Annotated in this window: 12 protein-coding genes; 8 read left to right on the forward strand and 4 right to left on the reverse strand. The window is 41.9% G+C overall.

Translation table 11 applies throughout. The features are described 5' to 3' along the window. Positions 1-469: 469 nt before the first annotated feature. From KFV02_RS10495 to wbaP, 8 genes are all read left to right on the forward strand, one after another. Positions 470-2056: a DUF2079 domain-containing protein gene (locus KFV02_RS10495; RefSeq protein ID WP_252381508.1), complete on the forward strand. Its 1587-nt coding sequence runs from the start codon at positions 470-472 to the stop codon at positions 2054-2056. Then, positions 2053-3315 (forward strand): oligosaccharide flippase family protein, encoded by a 1263-nt coding sequence (locus KFV02_RS10500; RefSeq protein WP_252381509.1) that lies wholly within the window; start codon positions 2053-2055, stop codon positions 3313-3315. The genes KFV02_RS10495 and KFV02_RS10500 overlap by 4 nt, the downstream gene beginning before the upstream one ends. Continuing rightward, a complete protein-coding gene (locus KFV02_RS10505) occupies positions 3308-6022 on the forward strand; it encodes a hypothetical protein (protein WP_252381510.1) in 2715 nt (904 codons plus the stop codon). The genes KFV02_RS10500 and KFV02_RS10505 overlap by 8 nt, the downstream gene beginning before the upstream one ends. A 321-nt stretch (positions 6023-6343) precedes the next feature. After that, complete coding sequence (locus tag KFV02_RS10510; protein WP_252381511.1) at positions 6344-7588, forward strand: oligosaccharide flippase family protein; 1245 nt, start codon at positions 6344-6346, stop codon at positions 7586-7588. A 16-nt stretch (positions 7589-7604) separates the two neighbouring features. After that, positions 7605-8741 (forward strand): glycosyltransferase family 4 protein, encoded by a 1137-nt coding sequence (locus tag KFV02_RS10515; protein ID WP_252381512.1) that lies wholly within the window; start codon positions 7605-7607, stop codon positions 8739-8741. Positions 8742-8743: 2 nt separating this feature from the next. Beyond that, a complete protein-coding gene (locus KFV02_RS10520; RefSeq protein WP_252381513.1) occupies positions 8744-9838 on the forward strand; it encodes a glycosyltransferase in 1095 nt (364 codons plus the stop codon). A 55-nt stretch (positions 9839-9893) separates the two neighbouring features. Further along, complete coding sequence (locus tag KFV02_RS10525; protein WP_252381514.1) at positions 9894-10988, forward strand: glycosyltransferase family 4 protein; 1095 nt, start codon at positions 9894-9896, stop codon at positions 10986-10988. A gap of 13 nt (positions 10989-11001) precedes the next feature. Continuing rightward, positions 11002-12405 (forward strand): undecaprenyl-phosphate galactose phosphotransferase WbaP, encoded by a 1404-nt coding sequence (wbaP, locus tag KFV02_RS10530; protein ID WP_252381515.1) that lies wholly within the window; start codon positions 11002-11004, stop codon positions 12403-12405. 25 nt (positions 12406-12430) lie between these two features. On the opposite strand, the gene KFV02_RS10535 is transcribed toward wbaP, so the two are convergent. The 4 genes from KFV02_RS10535 to KFV02_RS10550 all read right to left on the reverse strand — a co-directional run. Continuing rightward, positions 12431-13714 (reverse strand): O-antigen ligase family protein, encoded by a 1284-nt coding sequence (locus tag KFV02_RS10535; RefSeq protein ID WP_252381516.1) that lies wholly within the window; start codon positions 13712-13714, stop codon positions 12431-12433. Positions 13715-14170: 456 nt separating this feature from the next. After that, positions 14171-15400, reverse strand: coding sequence for a [FeFe] hydrogenase H-cluster maturation GTPase HydF (gene hydF, locus KFV02_RS10540; RefSeq protein WP_252381517.1), 1230 nt, complete (start codon positions 15398-15400; stop codon positions 14171-14173). Next, positions 15376-16383, reverse strand: a complete 1008-nt coding sequence (gene hydE / locus KFV02_RS10545) for a [FeFe] hydrogenase H-cluster radical SAM maturase HydE (protein ID WP_252381518.1) — start codon at positions 16381-16383, stop codon at positions 15376-15378. The genes hydF and hydE overlap by 25 nt, the downstream gene beginning before the upstream one ends. A gap of 290 nt (positions 16384-16673) precedes the next feature. After that, the coding region (locus tag KFV02_RS10550) for a [FeFe] hydrogenase, group A (protein WP_289510150.1) at positions 16674-18932 on the reverse strand (2259 nt) is incomplete at its 5' end.

Here is an 18932-nt window from a genome sequence, read left to right on the forward strand (position 1 = left end):
ATATTGGGAATCGAACGAGATCATTAGACCCCGTTCTTCAAAATATTTTAGATTCCTGGAAAAGCAAAAAATTGGAACCTAATTTGTCTCATATGTGTCGAAACCACACACCACTTTTACTTGACCACGTCATGCCTCAGCGTAGCGTAATTTTTAGACAACCGAGGGGCGATCTGATTGACCACCTACAAGAATTATAGGAATTAAAAGAATGCTGAAAAAGAGATAGTTCCCTAAGTAATTAGATCAAATGGATGAGAAATGCTATGAAATCGGTTGGATGATAGGAGATTTAATAAATGCAAAAAGCAGAGAATAACCTGTGAGGTTTCAAGACATCCGCTACACTTTTAGTTGCTGGCTTTGACTTTTATATGGATATAATAATCGTATGAAAGAATCAGTTAGACAATGTCAGTCCGTTTCTTTAATATGCAGAAAATTCGATATCCCCATATCTACCTAAAATATGAAAACAAAAGTTCTGGCCTCTGGTTTACTTTTTATTGTCCTTGCAGGCATGGCTCTGCTTAAGTACCTGTCATTACACTCAGCTATTTTCGATTTGGGGATATTTTTTGCCCATTTTTATAATTTCGTTCAAAATGGACAGTGGTGGCGGCTTTTTTTTGGTCATGCTCAGCCGCTTATGCCTTTATATGCCGCTATTTATAATCTTTTGCCAGGAAACCTTGGGCCTTTTGTGGTTCTTGTGTTCCAGGCCTTTTTTCTTGCCTTGCCAGGCTTCTGGTTACAAAAAAGATTCGGATGGCCCTCTTTTCTTGCTTTTGCCCTCTATTTTCCACTCTGGTTCAATAGTCTCTTTGACTTTCACATGGACCACCTGGTAGTGCTCATTTTATTTTGGTTTTTCTTTTTAGTGGAAAATAACAGATTTTGGCTTTGCCTTATTCCTGGTCTTCTTCTGGCATTGGTCAAAGAACCATTTGCCTTACAAACTGCGGCTTGTGGAATATTTCTCATTTTAAAAGCATATTCCTCCTGTCACGATCTTTGCCGCAACACATCTCCGCGTTTATACTGCTTACCAGGTCTGCTTCTTATTCTCTTTGGTCTTGGCTATTTTTATTTTGTTACGAATTTTGTTTTTCCCTATTTTACTCCTGATGGTGGCAAAGGTGGGCTTGATTCTTCTGCGTTTGCCTGGATGGGCAATGGCATTGGTGATATGTTTGTTTTTATCGTCAGCCATCCCTTGGTGGTCATTAAAGAAATCTTTGGGTCAACAAGAAAAGTTATATATCTTTTAGCCCTGTTTGGCTCTCTTGGATTTATTCCACTTTTAAAACCTCTTTATCTGATACCTGCCCTGCCCATATTGGGTATTTCAATTTTGTCCAGGTTAGATAATTATTACGGCCTTGGTCATCATTATACTGCAGGCCTAATCGCGCCAATGATTATGGCCTTTACTATGGGGCTGCCAACAGCTAGGAGATTTTGGGAAAAATTGGGACTAAACAAAAAGTCATTTATCTTCAGCTTGTGTGTGGGTCTTTTGTTGGCCCACATACTTCTCTCTCCTTCGCCCATCTCCCGTCTTTTCTGGACGAACAAGGTGTGGAGTTATACTGCATCCGCATATTTGCCTACAGCACGGGACAGCATGATTAAAAAAGCTTTGGAACAGTATATTCCGAGGAATCCGGAGACAACAGTTTCCGTGCAAAACACGATCAATTGGCCTATTTTGACCGAACGAAATACTTTGCTTGTTTTCCCTAGGGCAGCGCTGGAACCAACAAGATATCCGGATTTAAAGAACCGGACCTTCAGTGGTTTTGTTGACTTTTTAAAGACACGCACTCTTCCCAAAACAGCCTATTTAGAAATTCAGGCAGATTATGTGGTTTTAGACATGAATCGTCCTTGGTTTATTGGAGACAAAGGATGTGGTTGGCTCTATGGAAGATGTCAGGATCAAGAGGCTGCCAATCGTTTTCTGGAATTTGTTGATAAAGTTAAAGAAAAATACAGGGTTGTCTTTGCAAAAGATGGTTTTTGGATTTTTAAGAGGATTAAGGGAAAGAGATGAACAAGTTTTTCCGCAACAATATTCTCGTTCTTTTTTTAATGAATTCGGGCAATGTATTTAACTACTTGTTTCAATTAGTAATAGGGAGGAGTTTAACCCCTGAAGAATTTGGGGTTTTTAATGCCCTCAATTCCCTTACCCTTCTAGCCTCTGCTCCTATTGCAGTAATTCCTTTTGTATTCTCCAAGGTAACTGTACAACTTAGCTTGAACGGCTTGAGCCAGATTCGAAGCCTTTTCTGGAAAAGCATTAAATGGTTGGCTCTTATTTCTTGTGCAGGGTTTGGCATAGGGCTTTTGGCCTTGCCAGCAACTAAAGGGTATCTTCATATTGACTCATTTGTTCCAATACTGATTATCCTTGTACAGATATGTCTGTCTCTTTTTCGTCCTGTTAATATGGGTATCCTACAGGGCCTGCAGCGGTTTTTGGGCTTTGGCCTTGCTGGAAGCCTGACCTCTATTGGCCGTTTGCTAGGTGGAGTTGTGCTGGTTTTTTTTCTTGGCTGGGGAGTCAATGGAGCCCTGCTTTCGGGCTTGATTGGGGTTGTTCTGACAATACTGATCAGTTTGCTTTTTTTAAAAGATATAGTTCATGGAACAAAGGGTTCGCTTCCTTCTGGTATATATAAAGGAATGGGCAAATACGCTGTGCCGGTATTTTTCAATACTTCTATGGTTATGGCCCTGGGTAATCTTGATCTTGTTCTGGTGCGACATTATTGCCTACCTGCGGAGGCCGGACTTTATGCTACTGCTGCCGTTCTGGGCAGGATTGGCTTTTTTCTGCCCGGCGTTTTGGTTATGGTATTGTTCCCTGCCGCGGCCAAAGCATATAGCGCTGGCAAGCATGACAACCAGTCTCTTTGGACATGCCTGGGATTAACAGCGTTCCTTAGCGGGTCTTTTGCCTTGGTCTGCTCTTTATGGCCAGCCCAAATTATCAGTCTCCTCTTTGGTTCCCCCTATGCTCCTGCTGCTGATCTGTTCCGGCTGGTAAGTATTTCAATGTCAATACTTGCCTTGGCCAATGTTTTTTTTGTTTTTTTTCTTGCTCGTTGCGATTATGGATTCTTGTGGATTCAGGGCGTGGGCCTTGGGTTAATGCTGCTCTTAATCCTTATGTTTCATGAGCATGCCATCCAGATTGCATGGAGTCTTCTGTCTGCAATCGTATTTATTTTTTGGGCAACAACAATCTATTTTTTTCTAAAAGACAAAAAGAATGGCTGTATAGTTAATGAGCAATGCGATGTATAAAAAGCAGCTAAGCGTTACTATTTATATCCTAGTTTACATTTTATTTACTGCTGTAACGCATGCAGGTGTTAAGGAAGGAAATACTGTATTTCTTTCACTGCCTTTACAAGAAAATCACAGTATGAATTATATCCAGGAAGTTAAAGATGGCAATTTCTTTTTGGATAAAGATGATGAATTCACAGTCAAAGCATTTGTAGCGCCAAAGAAAGTTAAATATTTTGTGTTTGATGGCAAGTCCTTGCTTGCCAGTTCTGATACTGTGTTATGTTCAAAAGATAACTGCACAAGAAATTGGTCTTTTGATTTGTCTGAACAGTCATTATCAATCGTTGAGTATCCACGGTTGCGTATAAACTACAAGAAAGTATTGCCCAAAACGCCTGTTCAGGTTGAGGCTAAAATAATGGTGGATACCAATGGGGATAATAAAACTGACGTGGTATTTAGCGGTGAGGTTGAATCCGCGTTAAAAGAAGCTAAAATTATTAATTGGGACGAGGTTTTTTTCAAGCCCAAAGACAATATTTATCGGTTTAAAAGAGAATTGGGGATTAAGCCTGATGCGATTTGGCGATACATACAGGATGGGGAAAATTTAGTTTTGCAGACTCAAATTAAAATCGTGTCTGCTGATATGCAAGTGGTTAAGTTTTTTGTGCTACCTGATTCTCCAGATATTAGAGTTGATCTTGGTTTAAAAAAAAGCAGATTTTCGCCAAGACATAAAATTCCTTTTGAAAACCTGCGCCCGCGTTGGGAGAAGAGAGAAGATTTACATGTTTTGACTCTGGATCTTGCTTCGGTTTTAAAAGATATACCTCGTGATAAGCTAATCTATATAGAGCCAATAATATATATAAAAACATCAAAGAAGGCTTTTTTTGAATCACCCCCTTTGAAACGTATTGTTTTTTACAGAAAAGACGCTTCAGAATTTAAACGCAGTACTATCTCGCCAGTTACCTCTGAGCATGGACAGGATGCAAGATTGGATTTTGATCTAGAAGCAGGTTTAGAAGAACTTGGTATCTTTGATGAAGGGAGAATTATTAATGTTACAGTTAATGCCTCCATACAAGGTCCCCAGGTAGTTGAGCTCAAGGACGTGCTTGTTGGTGATCTTGTTAAAAAGGAATTGCCTGTAATCCTTGATCAGCCTGCAAGAGAGCTTGAAAATTTTATAGGACGGAAGGCTCATTTTCTGGATAAAGAGAAAGTAATTTTTAAAATGCAGCCCCTATTTTATAGGGAGGTTCAGGATTGTAAATCGTTTGACCTTATACAAAATAAGTATGTTGTTCAGGGACAGTTGTATGCATTTTCTACGGCCAGATCAGGAAAAATTTCAGGACAAAGAGTAAATATAAATATTGATTATTTGTCTCCGACTAAAGAAAAAAGAAAGAGACTTAAAATTGCCTTGCCACTGAATAATGTTACTGTGCCTTTGGAGCTTCCAAAGCAAGCGATTGTCAACGGGATAACACTAGATACACGGTGGATTAAAGATGGTATAAACGCCAGCATCGCTTTTTTTGACTTGGTCATAAAGGAAGTGAAAGAGGATCCCGATTATCGACATGCATGTTGGTGGGAAAAGGAGGCAGTGCTTCCTCTTTTACCTGAATTGCCAGAGAGTGGAGTAATATTAAATAACGAGAAAGTTTTTATATGGACTGATCAGGTACGAACTTTAAATTTTTTATTGCCCCGAGAAGAGTTTTTTAAACCCTTGCAGTTTTATCTAACCCACGACAATCCTTTTCTTTTAAGCGAACTAAAAAATGTAAAAAAAAGCATCCCTATTTTGGGGGGACACAATGAATTGGCCGGAATCAATATCTCCAGGGATGCCAGTTTAACAATAGATTATACCGGACAACAAAGACTATTATCTTTTGATATCCCCAGGTTAAAGGTTTTTGGATTACGCAGGACTCCAAAAGAAATTCTAGCGGACCTAGTCATTCGCCTTGATGATCAACCCAGCCCTCTCTCTTTTGTAAAGCTTCCCCGGCCTGAAGGGGAATGGATTGAACTAGGGACCATAGCAATCAAGCATGGATATCACACCATATCTGTTTCTAGCGCAGATTTTTTCTCAGTAAAAAGTCTTGTTTTTGAGGCAAAGGGCTACCATAATTTTCCACGACAAGATAACCCTCTAACCAGGCAAAAAGATTCATTTTCCGGCCGGATCATTTCGCTTTTCATGAAGCTTTTGATTCTGGCCCTGGGGATTGTTGTGCTGTATAGATTTCGCGCTTTTTGGTTGAAAGCGTTTCAAATTATGACAGCCTCTATTCGAAAATTTTATTGGAGTTTACCGGAAAAATGGCTCTTTTTTACGTGGTTATTTTCAGCCCTATTTCTATACACTCTCGGAGTGCTGATTGCTACGGGGAGAGAAAATTATGGGTTTACCTGCGGTAGTATAGCCCTGGTTTTTGCTTATTGGCATTTGGAGAGGCTTTTGCGGCCGTGGATGGAACGAAAGTACCCTAAGATTTCTGAATATGTATATCGTGGTCGCGGCACTCCTTTTTTTGCTGGGGCTATTATACTTTTGGCTTTGACGGCCTTTTTATTGACTTTTGGCCTCGATCCTCTGGCTGAACAAGTAGCGATTATAGTTTATTATTGTCTTGTTGTAGGAGTTGTAGGTGAAATTTGTGATTTGAGAAAAGAAGCAGAATCTGATTAGTTGATTTAACTTTCTGGCTCGAATTTTGTTATATTATTCAATGGGTTATAATTTATATTTTGTCTTGGTGCCACTTTTGCTATAAAATAATACAAACGTTACCCTTCGCATTGCGAAGGGTAACCTCATGACATGCTAAGCTTATTCCTGAGATTTTTCGCTTCGCTCAGAATAACAGCGCGGAAACAACTAATCCTGAAAGGAACTACCGAGACTTTACATTGAACCCATTGAACTTACTGCTAATAATCCAACTCAAAAAATTGATTTAGTTGATTGAATGAATTTTAATAATAAAACATTTTGTTGGGCAGGAGCGAGTTGTTTTCTAATAAGTTTTTCTTTTTTAAAAGGCCTATCAGGTTTGAAAAAATATATATAGCCTTGGGTGGACAGTGGTTAGCTACCCTCTACACCGCCGGAATAGGGATGCTGCTGACGTTTACCCTGGGCCGCGTGTTAGGGCCCAAGGCGTTTGGCGTTTATAGCTCTGTTTTGAGCTTGGCCTCTTTATATTTTATTTTACAGGAGGGCGGCTTTACAACATTAATTTTTCGTGAAGGCATTGCAGCGAGCCCTGAATTGGTTCCTCACAACGACCGGATTTTGTCCGTAGCCTTGGGACATCTTCTTTTGACCACTTTGGGTGGTTTTTTTTTGTCGTTATCTCTTCCTATTTCTGACCGTTATTCACTATGCGTCGCTATATTATGTTTTGCTGGCGTAGCTTTAAGCAATTTTATTTCTGCTGTTTTAAAGGCTCAAAATCGTTTCGCAATAGAAGGACTGTGGCGAATATTCCTGCGCACTTGTACTGCTTTATGTATGTTCTTTGTCCTATTTTTGGGGATTCGCAAACCTATTTTTCTGTTTGGGGCATGGGGACTTGGCCTTCTTGCGGCATTTTCGCTTCCCTATGCCAGGAGGATGTGCCAAAAACCTTCATTTCAGTTTTCTCTCGACATATATTCGCCAAGTCTTTCGTTTCTTGTTGTTGGTGCGGCAACCACCATTTACTTTAAAGTGGATATAATACTTTTGAGATATCTGGGGATTGAAACGGCATGGGTAGGATATTATTCTGCAGCTTATCGACTCTTGGAAGGAATGGTCTTGTTAGTGACTCCAGTGGCTCATTTATGTTTTCGTCAGCTTCGCCTGCACAGGCAGGATGGACAATACTTTAAAAGAATGTTTATTCTTATGCTTGGCGGAATGAGTATTTTGGGCTTGTTGATTGTTATTACAGGCCTTTATTTCGGTTCTTATTTTATTCATATTGCTTACGGTCAGAGTTACACTCCTGCAATACCACTTTTTAAGTGGCTTCTTGTAGCTGTCTTTTTTATCTTCCCCAATTACATTTTGACACAAAGTGCTATCGCCATTAACCGCGAAGGCTATTATGCGCTTATGGCAGTATGCGCAGCTATCCTCAATGTTGGGCTCAATTTATGGCTGATTCCGCAATATGGGGCTGTTGGAGCTGCCTGGGCAACAATTGCCACGGAATGTTTTTTGGGACTGGGCTTAGGCCTATTTTTTCTCAGATGGTATAGGCAGTAAAACGGGATAGCAATCAATGGCTAAAAAGATTCGCTTGATAGTAAATGCCTTGCCTTTAGTTACTGTTCGTTCTGGTATTGCTCGATATGTACACTGTCTTTATAGGCAGTTGGAAAGAGATTATGGACATAGTTTGGATATCGGATATTTTGACGGGAAAAATGTTAGCAAGACAATGCCTACCCGCGGCGCAGACCCTCAAAAAAGAGGGAAAGTCCTGTCCTGGTTTTGGAGGTTGCCACCACTCCTTGCTCTTCAGGTTCGTATAGCCCAGCACATGAAAAGAGAATTTTTCTTTCAACGCGCAGCCAAAAATTATGATGTTTACCATGAACCACTTTTGATCCCTTTTTTAACAAAATTTCCGATAAAGACCATTTTCACCATTCACGATCTTTCTATCATGCATTATCCACAATTTCATCCCAAAGAAAGAGTAATGTTTGTCAATCGTTTCCTGCCGCAGCGAATTGGAGTTGTAGACCATTGTTTAACTGTTTCAAAATTTACAAAGGCATGTGTTCAAAAGCACTTTGGAATTGTTGCTGATAATATTTCTGTCACACCTTTAGCTCATGATGCTTCTACATTTTATCCCAGGCCGGAAGGGGAGATCCGTGAGATGCGAGAGCGGCTTAAGCTGCCTGAGCAATATTTTCTTTTTGTTGGCAGCGGAGACCCGCGTAAAAACGCAGCCATTATACCCAAAGCTCTCCAGATTACAAAATCAGGTATTGCTTTGGTCTTTGCTGGTTGGTCTGGCTGGCATGACCATGAGCTTGTGAAGGATAATCAGTGTATCTCTTTGGGATATGTAAGTAATGAAGATTTGGCCAGGCTTTATTCGGGTGCGCTAGCCTTGATCTTTCCAAGTATTTATGAGGGATTTGGGTTGCCATTATTAGAAGCAATGGCCTGCGGTTGCCCTGTAATCACAACCAACAAGGCAAGTTTACCTGAAGTTGCAGGCAAGGCAGCATTGTACTTAACTGATCCGCAAAATTCCAAAGAATTGGCAGCCTTGTTGCGTGAAGTTATTAAGCCGGATGTCCGCCAACGACTTTTAAACAATAGTAAAAAAAGAGTATCTCAATTTTCCTGGGAAAGTACGGCCAAGAAGACCTATGAAATAATTAAAAAGTTATCTAGTTAACCATGCAAACTTCTCTCGTTATCCATGATAATTTTAAATTCCCAGGAGGTGGGGAGCGGGTTGCTGTAACTCTAGCCAGGGGCTTTCGCGCTGAATTATGGTCTGCATCTGTACAATCTGAAAATTTTCCAAAAAGTTATTTTGATGGGCTTGAACCAAAAAGCTTATCTTTGCTTGATAGAATCCCCTTTAGAGTTTTACCTTCCGATATTTTGCAAGATTGGCTGTTATTTGCCCATTTTCCAAAGAAAAAGGCAAAACTGACTTTTTTCAGTGGTTTTCTGTCACCGTTAGCCCACAAGCGAATAATTGGCCCTAAAATATTATATTGTCATTCGCCTCCACGAATTTTATACGACAAAAGAAACTTTTACTTAGAACAATGTTCTATGCTAAAAAAGCCCATTTGGTTAAGCCTCTTGTTCTTATATAAAAAGGCGTATGAAAGAGCCATAAAGGATATGGATTGTGTGCTTGCCAATTCTCAAAATGTGGCCAACAGGCTAAGAAAATATTTAAATATGCAAGTCCAGGTGGTGTATCCACCTTGTGAGACTAAAAAGTTCAAGCATCTGGGGTATGGGGATTATTATTTATCAACAGGCAGGCTTGATCAGCTGAAACGGGTCGATTTGATAGTAAAGGCCTTTTTGAAAATGAGAGATAAAAAACTCGTGGTTGTTTCTGGGGGGCCGTATTTTAAAAGGATTAAGCAGATGGCAAACAATGCGGATAATATTACATTTCTGGGCTGGGTGGGGGAAAAGAAGCTGAGAAGTTTGATTGGTAATTGTATCGCCACTATTTATATCCCCATGGACGAGGACTTTGGTATCTCGCCGGTGGAGTCCATGGCGGCTGGTAAGCCTGTACTTGGAGTCAAAGAAGGTGGAATATTGGAAACAGTCGTGGATGGGAAAACCGGAATTTTATTGCCCCCAAACCCCGGAATTGAGGATATCATAAAAGGAGTGAAGTCTTTAACGCCAGGCTTGGCTGCAGAGATGCGCTCCTCATGTGAAGAAAGAGCTGAACTTTTTAGTATAGATTGCTTTGTAAAAAGAGTAAAAGCCATTGCAGGTAAGTTTACTAACTAAGTGATTTAAAGAATAAAAGGCTAAGGGGTAAAAGGTTAAGAGACACAGGTTAGATATGAAAGTTGCCCTTGTACATTACTGGCTTGTAGGCATGCGGGGTGGCGAAAAGGTCCTGGAGGCTTTGTGCGACCTTTTCCCACAGGCCGATATCTATACCCATGTCTACGATCCTGATGCCATATCAGAAACAATAACAAAACATACTATCAGAACAACTTTTATTCAGAATTTGCCTTTTAGCAAACGCCTCTATAAAAAATACCTTCCTTTGATGCCTTTGGCTTTGGAGCAGCTGGACCTCACCGGTTACGATCTGGTTATTAGCAGTGAATCGGGCCCGGCCAAAGGAGTGATTACGCATCCATCCGCTAAACATATCTGCTATTGCCATACGCCAATGCGTTACGTGTGGGATATGTACCATAGATATCGCAAAGAAGCGGGATATGTGACTACCGTGCTCATGCCTTTTTTTTCTCATTACTTACGCTTATGGGATCAAACCTCAGCATCAAGAGTGGATCATTTTATAGCAAATTCAAGCCATGTGGCCGCGCGGATAAAAAAATATTATCGTCGCGAGGCGCAAGTCATACACCCGCCAGTGAATACTGATGATTTCTATCAAGTAAATGAGACTGGTGAGTATTATCTATTTGTTGGTCAATTGGTGGGATATAAACGGGCCGAATTAGCGATACAAGCTTTTAATGTCTTAAAAAAACCTCTGGTAGTTATTGGGGAAGGAGAGCAATATAAAAAATTACAGGCTATGGCAGGCTCTAATATAACCCTTATGGGGCAACAGCCATTTTCTGTCCTCCGAGATTATTATGCGAGGTGCAAAGCCCTTATTTTCCCAGGAGAAGAGGATTTTGGCATCATTCCTGTGGAAGCGATGGCTTCGGGAAGACCTGTTATTGCTTATAAAAAAGGTGGAGCTTTGGAGACTGTTGTTGATGGTAAAACAGGCATTTTTTTTGATGAGCAAAGTGTTGATGCTTTGATAGATGCAGTAATTAGATTTGAAAAAATTAAGCATGAGTTCTGCCCTGAAACAATAGTATCTTATGCTAAAAAGTTTGATGCTAAAATTTTTAAAAAAAACATATTAGATTTTATTAATACTGTAATAGAAGAGCAGATTTAAAGAGATGTCCGTAATGAAGAACAGATACTCTTGTTTAATGCCAGTGGCAATGCTTTTCTCTGACACAGTGGCCCTTTTATGTGCTGGCGCAATAAGTGTATGGCTTCGCTATATATTTAACGGTCAGTTTCAACTTTCATTTTACTGGCAAATGTGGCCAGTCTTAATTTTTTTCTTAAGCGTATATGCCTTTGCCGGTTTATATCCAGGCGTACTTATCAGTCCTCCGGAGGAATTAAAAAAACTAAGTCTGGCCAGCTCATTATGTTTTTTGGCTTTGGCCGCTGTTACTTTTATGTCTCGTCGAGCCGAGTTGTATTCTCGAGGGATATTTTTAATGGCGTGGTTTTTAGTACTTTTTTTGGTGCCAATTTTTCGGGCTGGAACGCGAGAGATTTTTAGTAAAAAAGCCTGGTGGGGGTTCCCTGCCGTGGTGTTTGGGGCCGGTAAAACCGGAGGCATGATTGTACATACTTTTCAACTGAGACCAGGGCTAGGAATAAAACCCGTTGCAATTGTTGATGACGACTCAGAAAGGCAAGGGGAGAATATTCATGGAATAAAAGTTGTCGGAGGTTTGGAAGAAGCGGTTAAACTGGCCCAAAAAACGAAAAATCTTATAGCAATTATGGCTATGCCGGGGGTGGGCAGAAAGAAGTTACAAATGATCCTTGAGAAATATGCACAAGGTTTTAGGCGCATTGTCCTTGTCCCTGACTTGTTTGGTGTATCTACTCTTTGGGTTTCGGTACTGGATTTGGGCGGTATATTAGGGTTAGATTTACGCCAGAACCTGCTTGACCCAAAGCGTCGAAGGCTAAAACGGTGTGTTGATTTGGCTATTGTTATAAGCAGTGGCGTGTTGGTCCTTCCTCTTATGCTTTTTATTGGTTTAGCCATCAAACTGGATAGCAAAGGCCCTGTTTTCTACCGTCACAAGCGAATTGGTTTGGGTGGGAGAGAAATTTATATCTGGAAATTCAGGACTATGTTTCAAAATGCAGATGAACTGTTGAAGGAGTATTTAAGAAAAAGACCGGATTTACAGCGAGAGTGGGAGATGTATCAAAAGCTTACTAATGATCCCAGGGTGACTAAGATAGGTAGATTTTTACGCAGAACAAGTCTGGATGAATTGCCTCAATTGTGGAATGTTTTAAAGGGGGAGTTAAGCTTGGTGGGACCAAGGCCTATTATTCGGGATGAAATTAAAAAGTACAAGGAAGCATTTGAACTATATAAAAAAGTCAGACCCGGGGTAACAGGTTTATGGCAGATTTCAGGTCGAAATGAAACTAGTTATGATGAGCGGGTGAATCTTGATGTTTATTATATAAGGAATTGGTCTATATGGTTTGATATTTATATTTTAGTCAGGACTCCTATCGAGGTGCTCCGTTGCAGGGGAGCCTATTAATTAATGTATACTTCCCAAAGTTTTTTTATTTTTTGTACTCTTTTATTTTTTTTACCTCTTCACTTCTCCCAATACAAGCTCCAATCAAAATTCCTAGAATTGAAAAGGCCATGCCCAGCCACCAGGTTCGAAAAAAATTATGAGCGCTGAAGGCTGTGGCTGTGTAGCCAAGAAACGAACTCCAAAAAAAAGAAGTGATTATCCAATAGTTTTTTTGTTTAGTTTGAAGCCCCTTACGGATTCGCTTTAAGGACCAGGTTAAATAGGCGCTAAAAAAGAAGAGAAGCAAACTTAAACCGACAATCCCTGTTTCACAGGCGAATTGAATATAGATGTTGTGCGGATGAGGTATCCCAAGGCTATGATATTTTGGCACAAGGCCTAGCGATCTGAAGCCGGGATTATAGCCGTTAATTCCTACTCCAAGAAGAGGATAGTGTTTGAATACCTCGATTCCAAAAGGCCAAAGCTCTTTTATTCGTCCATCATTTAATATTTGCTGAAACGATGTCCTCTCCGGGCCAAAGAATAATGCCCAGACAAGAATTGCGCAAAAGGCAAGAGTTTTCCTCCAGGAAAAACCTTTAAAAAGAAAAATTAGGGCTACACAGGCTGTAAAAAATCCTACATAGCCGCTTCTTGCTTTGGCTTCAAGCAATAGAAAAATTCCGGGTGCCAGGACCAAAGAGGTGAGGATGAGTTTTTTAAATTTTGACCACTTGTCAGGCAAAAGAATGAATAGAGCCAGACTAATGGGAAGAACTAGGGACATTAAATTGCCAACGCGAAAAGTACTTAAAGAGCCTGTCAGACGCCCACCCATAATCTTTGTCCCTTTGATCAAATCAGTCCCGGAAAAGTATTGATATACTCCATCCAGACCTTCATAACACCCCATGATGGCAAACAAGGTTACTAGAATTTTTAAATCTTTTAGCCCTCTGACAAACTCCATACCTACGAAAATTAGAATAAATGCCTTGTGTAAATTTGTTCGAATTCCATACCAACTAGTCTCAATGTCTATACTGTGAAACATTTTGAAGATGAGAAAAGCAAAAAAGAGAAAATAGATCCATTTAAGTTTAAAACGTTTTAAATTAGAATTATTATAATCCAAAATATAGTATGGTATGAGTCCGGCAAGAGAGATTATAGCTCCTATTTCCCTTAAGGCGATTCCGATAGGAAAAAAAAGGATGTAAAAACAAAATCCAAAACGCATGAGTTGAAAAAAAACTCTGGCCCATGCTTCCCTGCTAGGTGGATAATATTTTTGAAAGATTTTTGTACACAATAATATGTTCATGACTTATGCTTTTAGTCAGATTTTATATTTAATGCAACACGTTGTTGGGGGTATTAGATAAGGGCTTGAATTTGTTGCCCCTTAATCATTGCTCCTCAAAAGGTATGCGTGAGTCTGGGGTTAAATAAAAATGGATGTTAAGGAGGGGAATCGGGTAAGATTTGAGTGGGAGACAGTATGAATTGGGGGGTGAACTGAGTAGTTGAGTGGGGAGAGTAGGGTGGAGATGGGTGATAGAAAATAACTTTTGAGACTTTAGAAGCCTGGAAAAATGCAAGAGAGCTTAAGGAAACAATTTTCTGAGTTCTGCAAAAAATTGCCTTCAGATGAAAAATATAGATTCAGATAACAAGAGCACCTTGATCCGTAACAGCAAATATTGTGGAAGAGTATGGAAGATTTCATTATCAAGAAAATATTCAACACCTTACTCTCCCCACTCAACTACTCAACCACTTACCCAGACTCTTTTTCCAGGCAAAGTTTTGCATATGGAAATGGTTCGAGACAGCGGTTTATGACTCCCTGGATGAAGGAAATGGTCAGGCCATAGTTGGTAATGGGCACGCCTTTTTGCTGGGCTTTATAGATGCGTGTTAGCATCTCGCGACGGTTTAAAACACAAGCCGCGCAATGAATGATGAGCTTGTATTCTTCCAGGTTTTCAGGAAAATTTCTGCCTGCGCAAACATCACAATTTATTTTCCCCCCCACATATTGCTGGAGCCAGCGAGGAATTTTTACCCGGCCAATATCATCGGCCAGGGGATGATGAGTACAGGCTTCGGCAATCAGGACTTTGTCTCCGGGTTTAAGCTGTTCAATAGCTTTTAGCCCGCGTGCAAAAGCGGCTAAATCTCCTTTAAACCGGGCCATGACAATGGAGAAGGTGGTTACCCAGGCATCTTTTGGAGTATCGGCCACAGTTTTTAAGACACATTGGGAGTCGCAAACAACCAGTTTGGGTTTGCGATTCAACCGCTGCAAGGCATCTCTGAGTTCTCGTTCCTTGACAACCATGCAATAGGCATCGTTATCCAGAATGTCGCGAATGGTTTGCACCTGGGGCAGGATAAGCCGCCCCTTGGGGGCTTGCAGATCAATAGGTACGACCAGAATTGCCAACTCTCCTGGTGGAAGCAGGTCCCCTATTAGGGTAGGAGGATTAAACCATTCTTTTGGTGCGGTTTGTAAAAGTAGCTCTTTTAGCTCATTTATTCCTTGTTTTTCTATGGCAGAAACGGGAATAAAAGAAATCTTTTCTTTTTTTAGGCGTTGTTCAACATCCTTAACTAGTGGCGTAACGTCAGTCTTGTTCAAGACCACTACAAAGGGTATTTTTTGCTCGTTTAAAATATTTTTGATTTTTTCTTCGAATTCACCCCAATGATTGGCCTCGGTAATCAGGATTGCTAAGTCAGTACGATCAAAGACTTCCATTGTCTTTTTTTTGCGCATCTCGCCCAGCGCGCCCATGTCATCAATGCCGGCTGTGTCAATAAAGACCACGGGTCCAAGTGGCAAAAGCTCCATGGTCTTTTCTACGGGGTCTGTGGTTGTGCCGGGGGTGTCCGAGACTATGGCTATGTGTTGAGAAGTTAAGGCATTTAAGAGAGAAGATTTGCCTACGTTTCTTCGTCCAAAAATGCCAATATGAAGTCTTAGTCCCTTTGGGGTTTTTTGCACTTTAAAGAGCCTCCCTTTCCTTTACCTAGTCTACGTCCGGTTTCCTCAATTAAATCTTTGGCCAGGTTAAAGGTCACCTTGGCTTTGTTGTTATAAATTATATATTTTCGACCATAGTCTTGAGGGGTGAAATCAGGCATAATTACATTGGCCCCGGCTTGAAGAGCCAAAGTTTGTCCTTGTTCAGGGTCAAGGGTGGCCGTAGCTGTTGTGGCAGGCAGATGAATGTCTTTGCTGGTCAACCGCACGAGGGCAAGAACCTTGAGGGTCAGGTTTAAGTCTCCGGGAGGATGGTCTTTCAGGGGCGTGTCCTTTTGGGGGAGAAATGGACCAATTCCGGCCATATCTGCCTGGAACCTGTGGATAAGCAAGATGTCTTCGGCCAGGTCCTCGATGGTTTGTCCGGGTAGTCCCACCATACACCCCATACCAAGTTCATAGCCAAGGTCCCGGAGGAAGGTCAGAGCAGATAACCGTTCCTCTAAGTTTTTTTCCGGATGTAACCGGGCATAGAGAGTGGGGTTGGCAGTCTCGTGTTTCATCAGGTACCTATCTGCCCCGGCCTTGCGCCAGGATTCAAACTCAGCAAAATCTCTTTCACCAAGAGACAAGGTAATGGCCACATCAGCTTCCTGTTTGATCTCCCGCACGATAGAGGCAATGGTCTTTGCGCTATAGGCAAAGTCATCACCGGATTGCAAAACAATGGTCCTGACCCCTTGGCCGGCCATGTCCAGGGCAAGCTGGATGATTTCTTCAGGCTGCATGCGATAGCGCTCAATGTTCTTGTTTTCCTTGCGCAACCCGCAATAAAGGCAACTACGGCAGCAATAGTTGGAAAATTCTATAATGCCCCGGATATGGACATCATCTCCAACATGCTGCTGACGCACCTTGTCAGCCATTTGCATGAGTTGGTTCAGGGGAGTTTGCTCCAGATGAGATATTATTTCTTCTCTGGTCATTTCAGATCGCTGATTCATAAAAAGAAGCTAGGGCAATCGTATCTAAATTTGCTACATCCCCAGGTGTTTTTTATCTAACCGCAGACCCACGCAGACACACACAGACATTCATGTTCGGCAGACTTTGCCGAACATGAGCTGACGGCCCTTTGGCCCGGTTTTAATAACGACTTTTTATCTATTTACTGGCCCGAAGGGACAGAGCGCCAGAACAGCCAGCAAGTCGCTGGCTGTTCTGGTCTGCGTCCGGTCTGCGTGGGTCTGCGGTTAAAAAGTATGGTTTTCTATTTGCGATACAGATATCCTGTTTATGATTTTATTTCTTTTGATCGATCAACGTAATGAGTATGCAGCAGGTGATGTGCCAGCTCGCTTACGGGTTCTTTCAGGAAATCAGCGTAGATTTGCAAGACCTCTGGGTTTTCGTGGGATTTCCTCAATGGGCAATGTTTATCGTCTGCGTTCAGGCCCGCTGTTCTGGCTTTTATTGTCTTTTGGTTGGTGGGTATGGGTTGTCCGCCACCGCCAATACACCCGCCAGGACAAGCCATGAACTCGATAAAGACGTAATCTTTGAACTCTCCGCCTTCCTTGATGGATTCACATACCTTGCGGGCATTGCTAAGCCCATGAGCTACGGCCACCTTGATTTCTTTGTCGCCTAGTTTGATAGCTGCCTTCTTGATACCATCAAGTGTCCCGAGATCCTCAAACTCCAATTTTTCCAGAGGAGTACCGGTTAGCAATTCATAAGCGGTTCGTAGCGCTGCTTCCATTACGCCGCCTGTGCGGCCAAAGATGGTTGCAGCACCCGTGTACTTGCCAATTAATGGATCAGCCTGTTCTTCTGGCATTTCTTTTAAGTCAATGCCCAACGTTTTCAGAAGCTTACCGCATTCCCTCGTGGTCAGTACATAGTCAATATCCTGGAATGTGCCTTCGGCTTTGCCTTTTTCCATCCAGTATTTAGAGGCGTCGCACAGTTCATCTCTTGCGCGCTCATATTTCTTGGCTGTACAGGGCATAATGGAGACAACGACCATTTTCTTGGGATCAACTCCCAGCTTTTCAGCAGCGTAAGTTTTGGCTACAGGGCCCAGCATTTGCTGTGGAGACTTTGCCGAGGACAGGTTGGGAATAAATTCCGGGTAAAATGTTTCGCAGAATTTAATCCATCCGGGACTGCACGAGGTGAATTGGGGCAGGGCAGGACTTACTTCTTCCAGGGCATGTTCATTTATTGTCAGGCTTTCTGGCAACTCATCCTTGCTTAGGGCACCTGCTTTTACCAGGCGCAAGATAAGCTCTGTGCCTTCTTCCATGATGGTCAGGTCAGCGGTGAAGTTGGTATCCCAGACCTTGTCAAAGCCGGCCTTTCTCAGGGCAGCGTATATTTTATTGGTTACCAGAGCACCTGGCTCAAGCCCGAATTCTTCACCCAGGCTGGCCCTTATGGAAGGTGCAAATTCGACCACGACAAACTTTTCCGGATCTTTGAGAGCTTCAATGACTTCTTTAACATTATCCATCTCCCTGATTGCTCCCAGAGGTCTGGAATAGGGGCAGGTTTCGCAGCCAAAGGTCTCTTTAAATACCTTGACCGTGCCTGTTTCCTTACCCATGGGACAGGCATGGATGCATTGTCCGCATCGTACGCACTTTGCTTCGTCCACAAGGACTACACCTTTTTCTTTATCAAAAGCGATTGCTTCTGCGGTCTGAACTGTCTTGCAGGTTTCGACACAATTGCCGCAGCGCACGCATAGGTCGGGATCATACAGAATAGATGGAGGCGAAGACCATGCCTCAACCTGCTGGTTTTTTATCTCTTCTCTGGTGATCAACCCTGCATTTTCAGCCTCGCAAACGACGAGTTCCTGTAATCTTTTGACCAGGAAGCAATTGTCCTTTTTCTTTAACCAGTCCAGCCTTTCGTTAAGTTTTTCCTCAAGCAGCTCGGACTTGGTATTAATGACCATGCCCTCTTTGACTGTTAACCCTTTAAGCATTTTGGCGTTGGCTATTCTTCCGTCAACTTCTACGATATTTATTAGCGGACAGTCGCTGTTTTTTATGGATTCAAGTTGATCCAACTCAGTGGGACGCCAATAGGACTTGCCTTCTTTTTCCAGAAGTTCGGCAATAGTTGTATTTTCATCAACCTGAATGTCCTGACCGTCAAGTTTTACCCCTACCTTGTTCATCCCTTTGGTCTCTCCTTTTTTCTTCTTCAGCGGATTGGGACCTAATTTGGTTATCTGCTCTGTGTATTCATTCATTACCTCTGCAAACCTGTATCCTTCAGCACCTGAAATCCATTCCAGCCTGAACCGCTCAGGCTCAAAGCCTAACTCGGGCAAAATTTTCTTTATTTCCTTCATGCGCCGGTCTGTCTTGTAATTGCCTTCCTTGTAGTGACAATCACCAAAGTGACAGCCGCCAACTAAAACACCGTCTGCGCCTTTGGCCAAGGCCTCGAGAATAAACTCTGGTAAAACAGCCCCTGAACAAGGAACGCGGATAAGTTTTATGCTTGGCGGATATTTGCATCTCAAATTTCCGGCCAG

Origin of the sequence: Desulfovulcanus ferrireducens (assembly GCF_018704065.1) — a bacterium.
Classification (GTDB): Bacteria; Desulfobacterota; Desulfovibrionia; order Desulfovibrionales; family Desulfonatronovibrionaceae; genus Desulfovulcanus; species Desulfovulcanus ferrireducens.

Bases quoted from the DNA above. Each gene is read 5' to 3' on its own strand.
- KFV02_RS10495 (WP_252381508.1), top strand. From the start codon at position 470: ATGAAAACAAAAGTTCTGGCCTCTGGTTTACTTTTTATTGTCCTTGCA.
- KFV02_RS10500 (WP_252381509.1), top strand. From the start codon at position 2,053: ATGAACAAGTTTTTCCGCAACAATATTCTCGTTCTTTTTTTAATGAAT.
- KFV02_RS10505 (WP_252381510.1), top strand. From the start codon at position 3,308: ATGTATAAAAAGCAGCTAAGCGTTACTATTTATATCCTAGTTTACATT.
- KFV02_RS10515 (WP_252381512.1), top strand. From the start codon at position 7,605: ATGGCTAAAAAGATTCGCTTGATAGTAAATGCCTTGCCTTTAGTTACT.
- KFV02_RS10520 (WP_252381513.1), top strand. From the start codon at position 8,744: ATGCAAACTTCTCTCGTTATCCATGATAATTTTAAATTCCCAGGAGGT.
- KFV02_RS10525 (WP_252381514.1), top strand. From the start codon at position 9,894: ATGAAAGTTGCCCTTGTACATTACTGGCTTGTAGGCATGCGGGGTGGC.
- wbaP (WP_252381515.1), top strand. From the start codon at position 11,002: ATGAAGAACAGATACTCTTGTTTAATGCCAGTGGCAATGCTTTTCTCT.
- KFV02_RS10535 (WP_252381516.1), bottom strand. From the start codon at position 13,714: ATGAACATATTATTGTGTACAAAAATCTTTCAAAAATATTATCCACCT.
- hydE (WP_252381518.1), bottom strand. From the start codon at position 16,383: ATGAATCAGCGATCTGAAATGACCAGAGAAGAAATAATATCTCATCTG.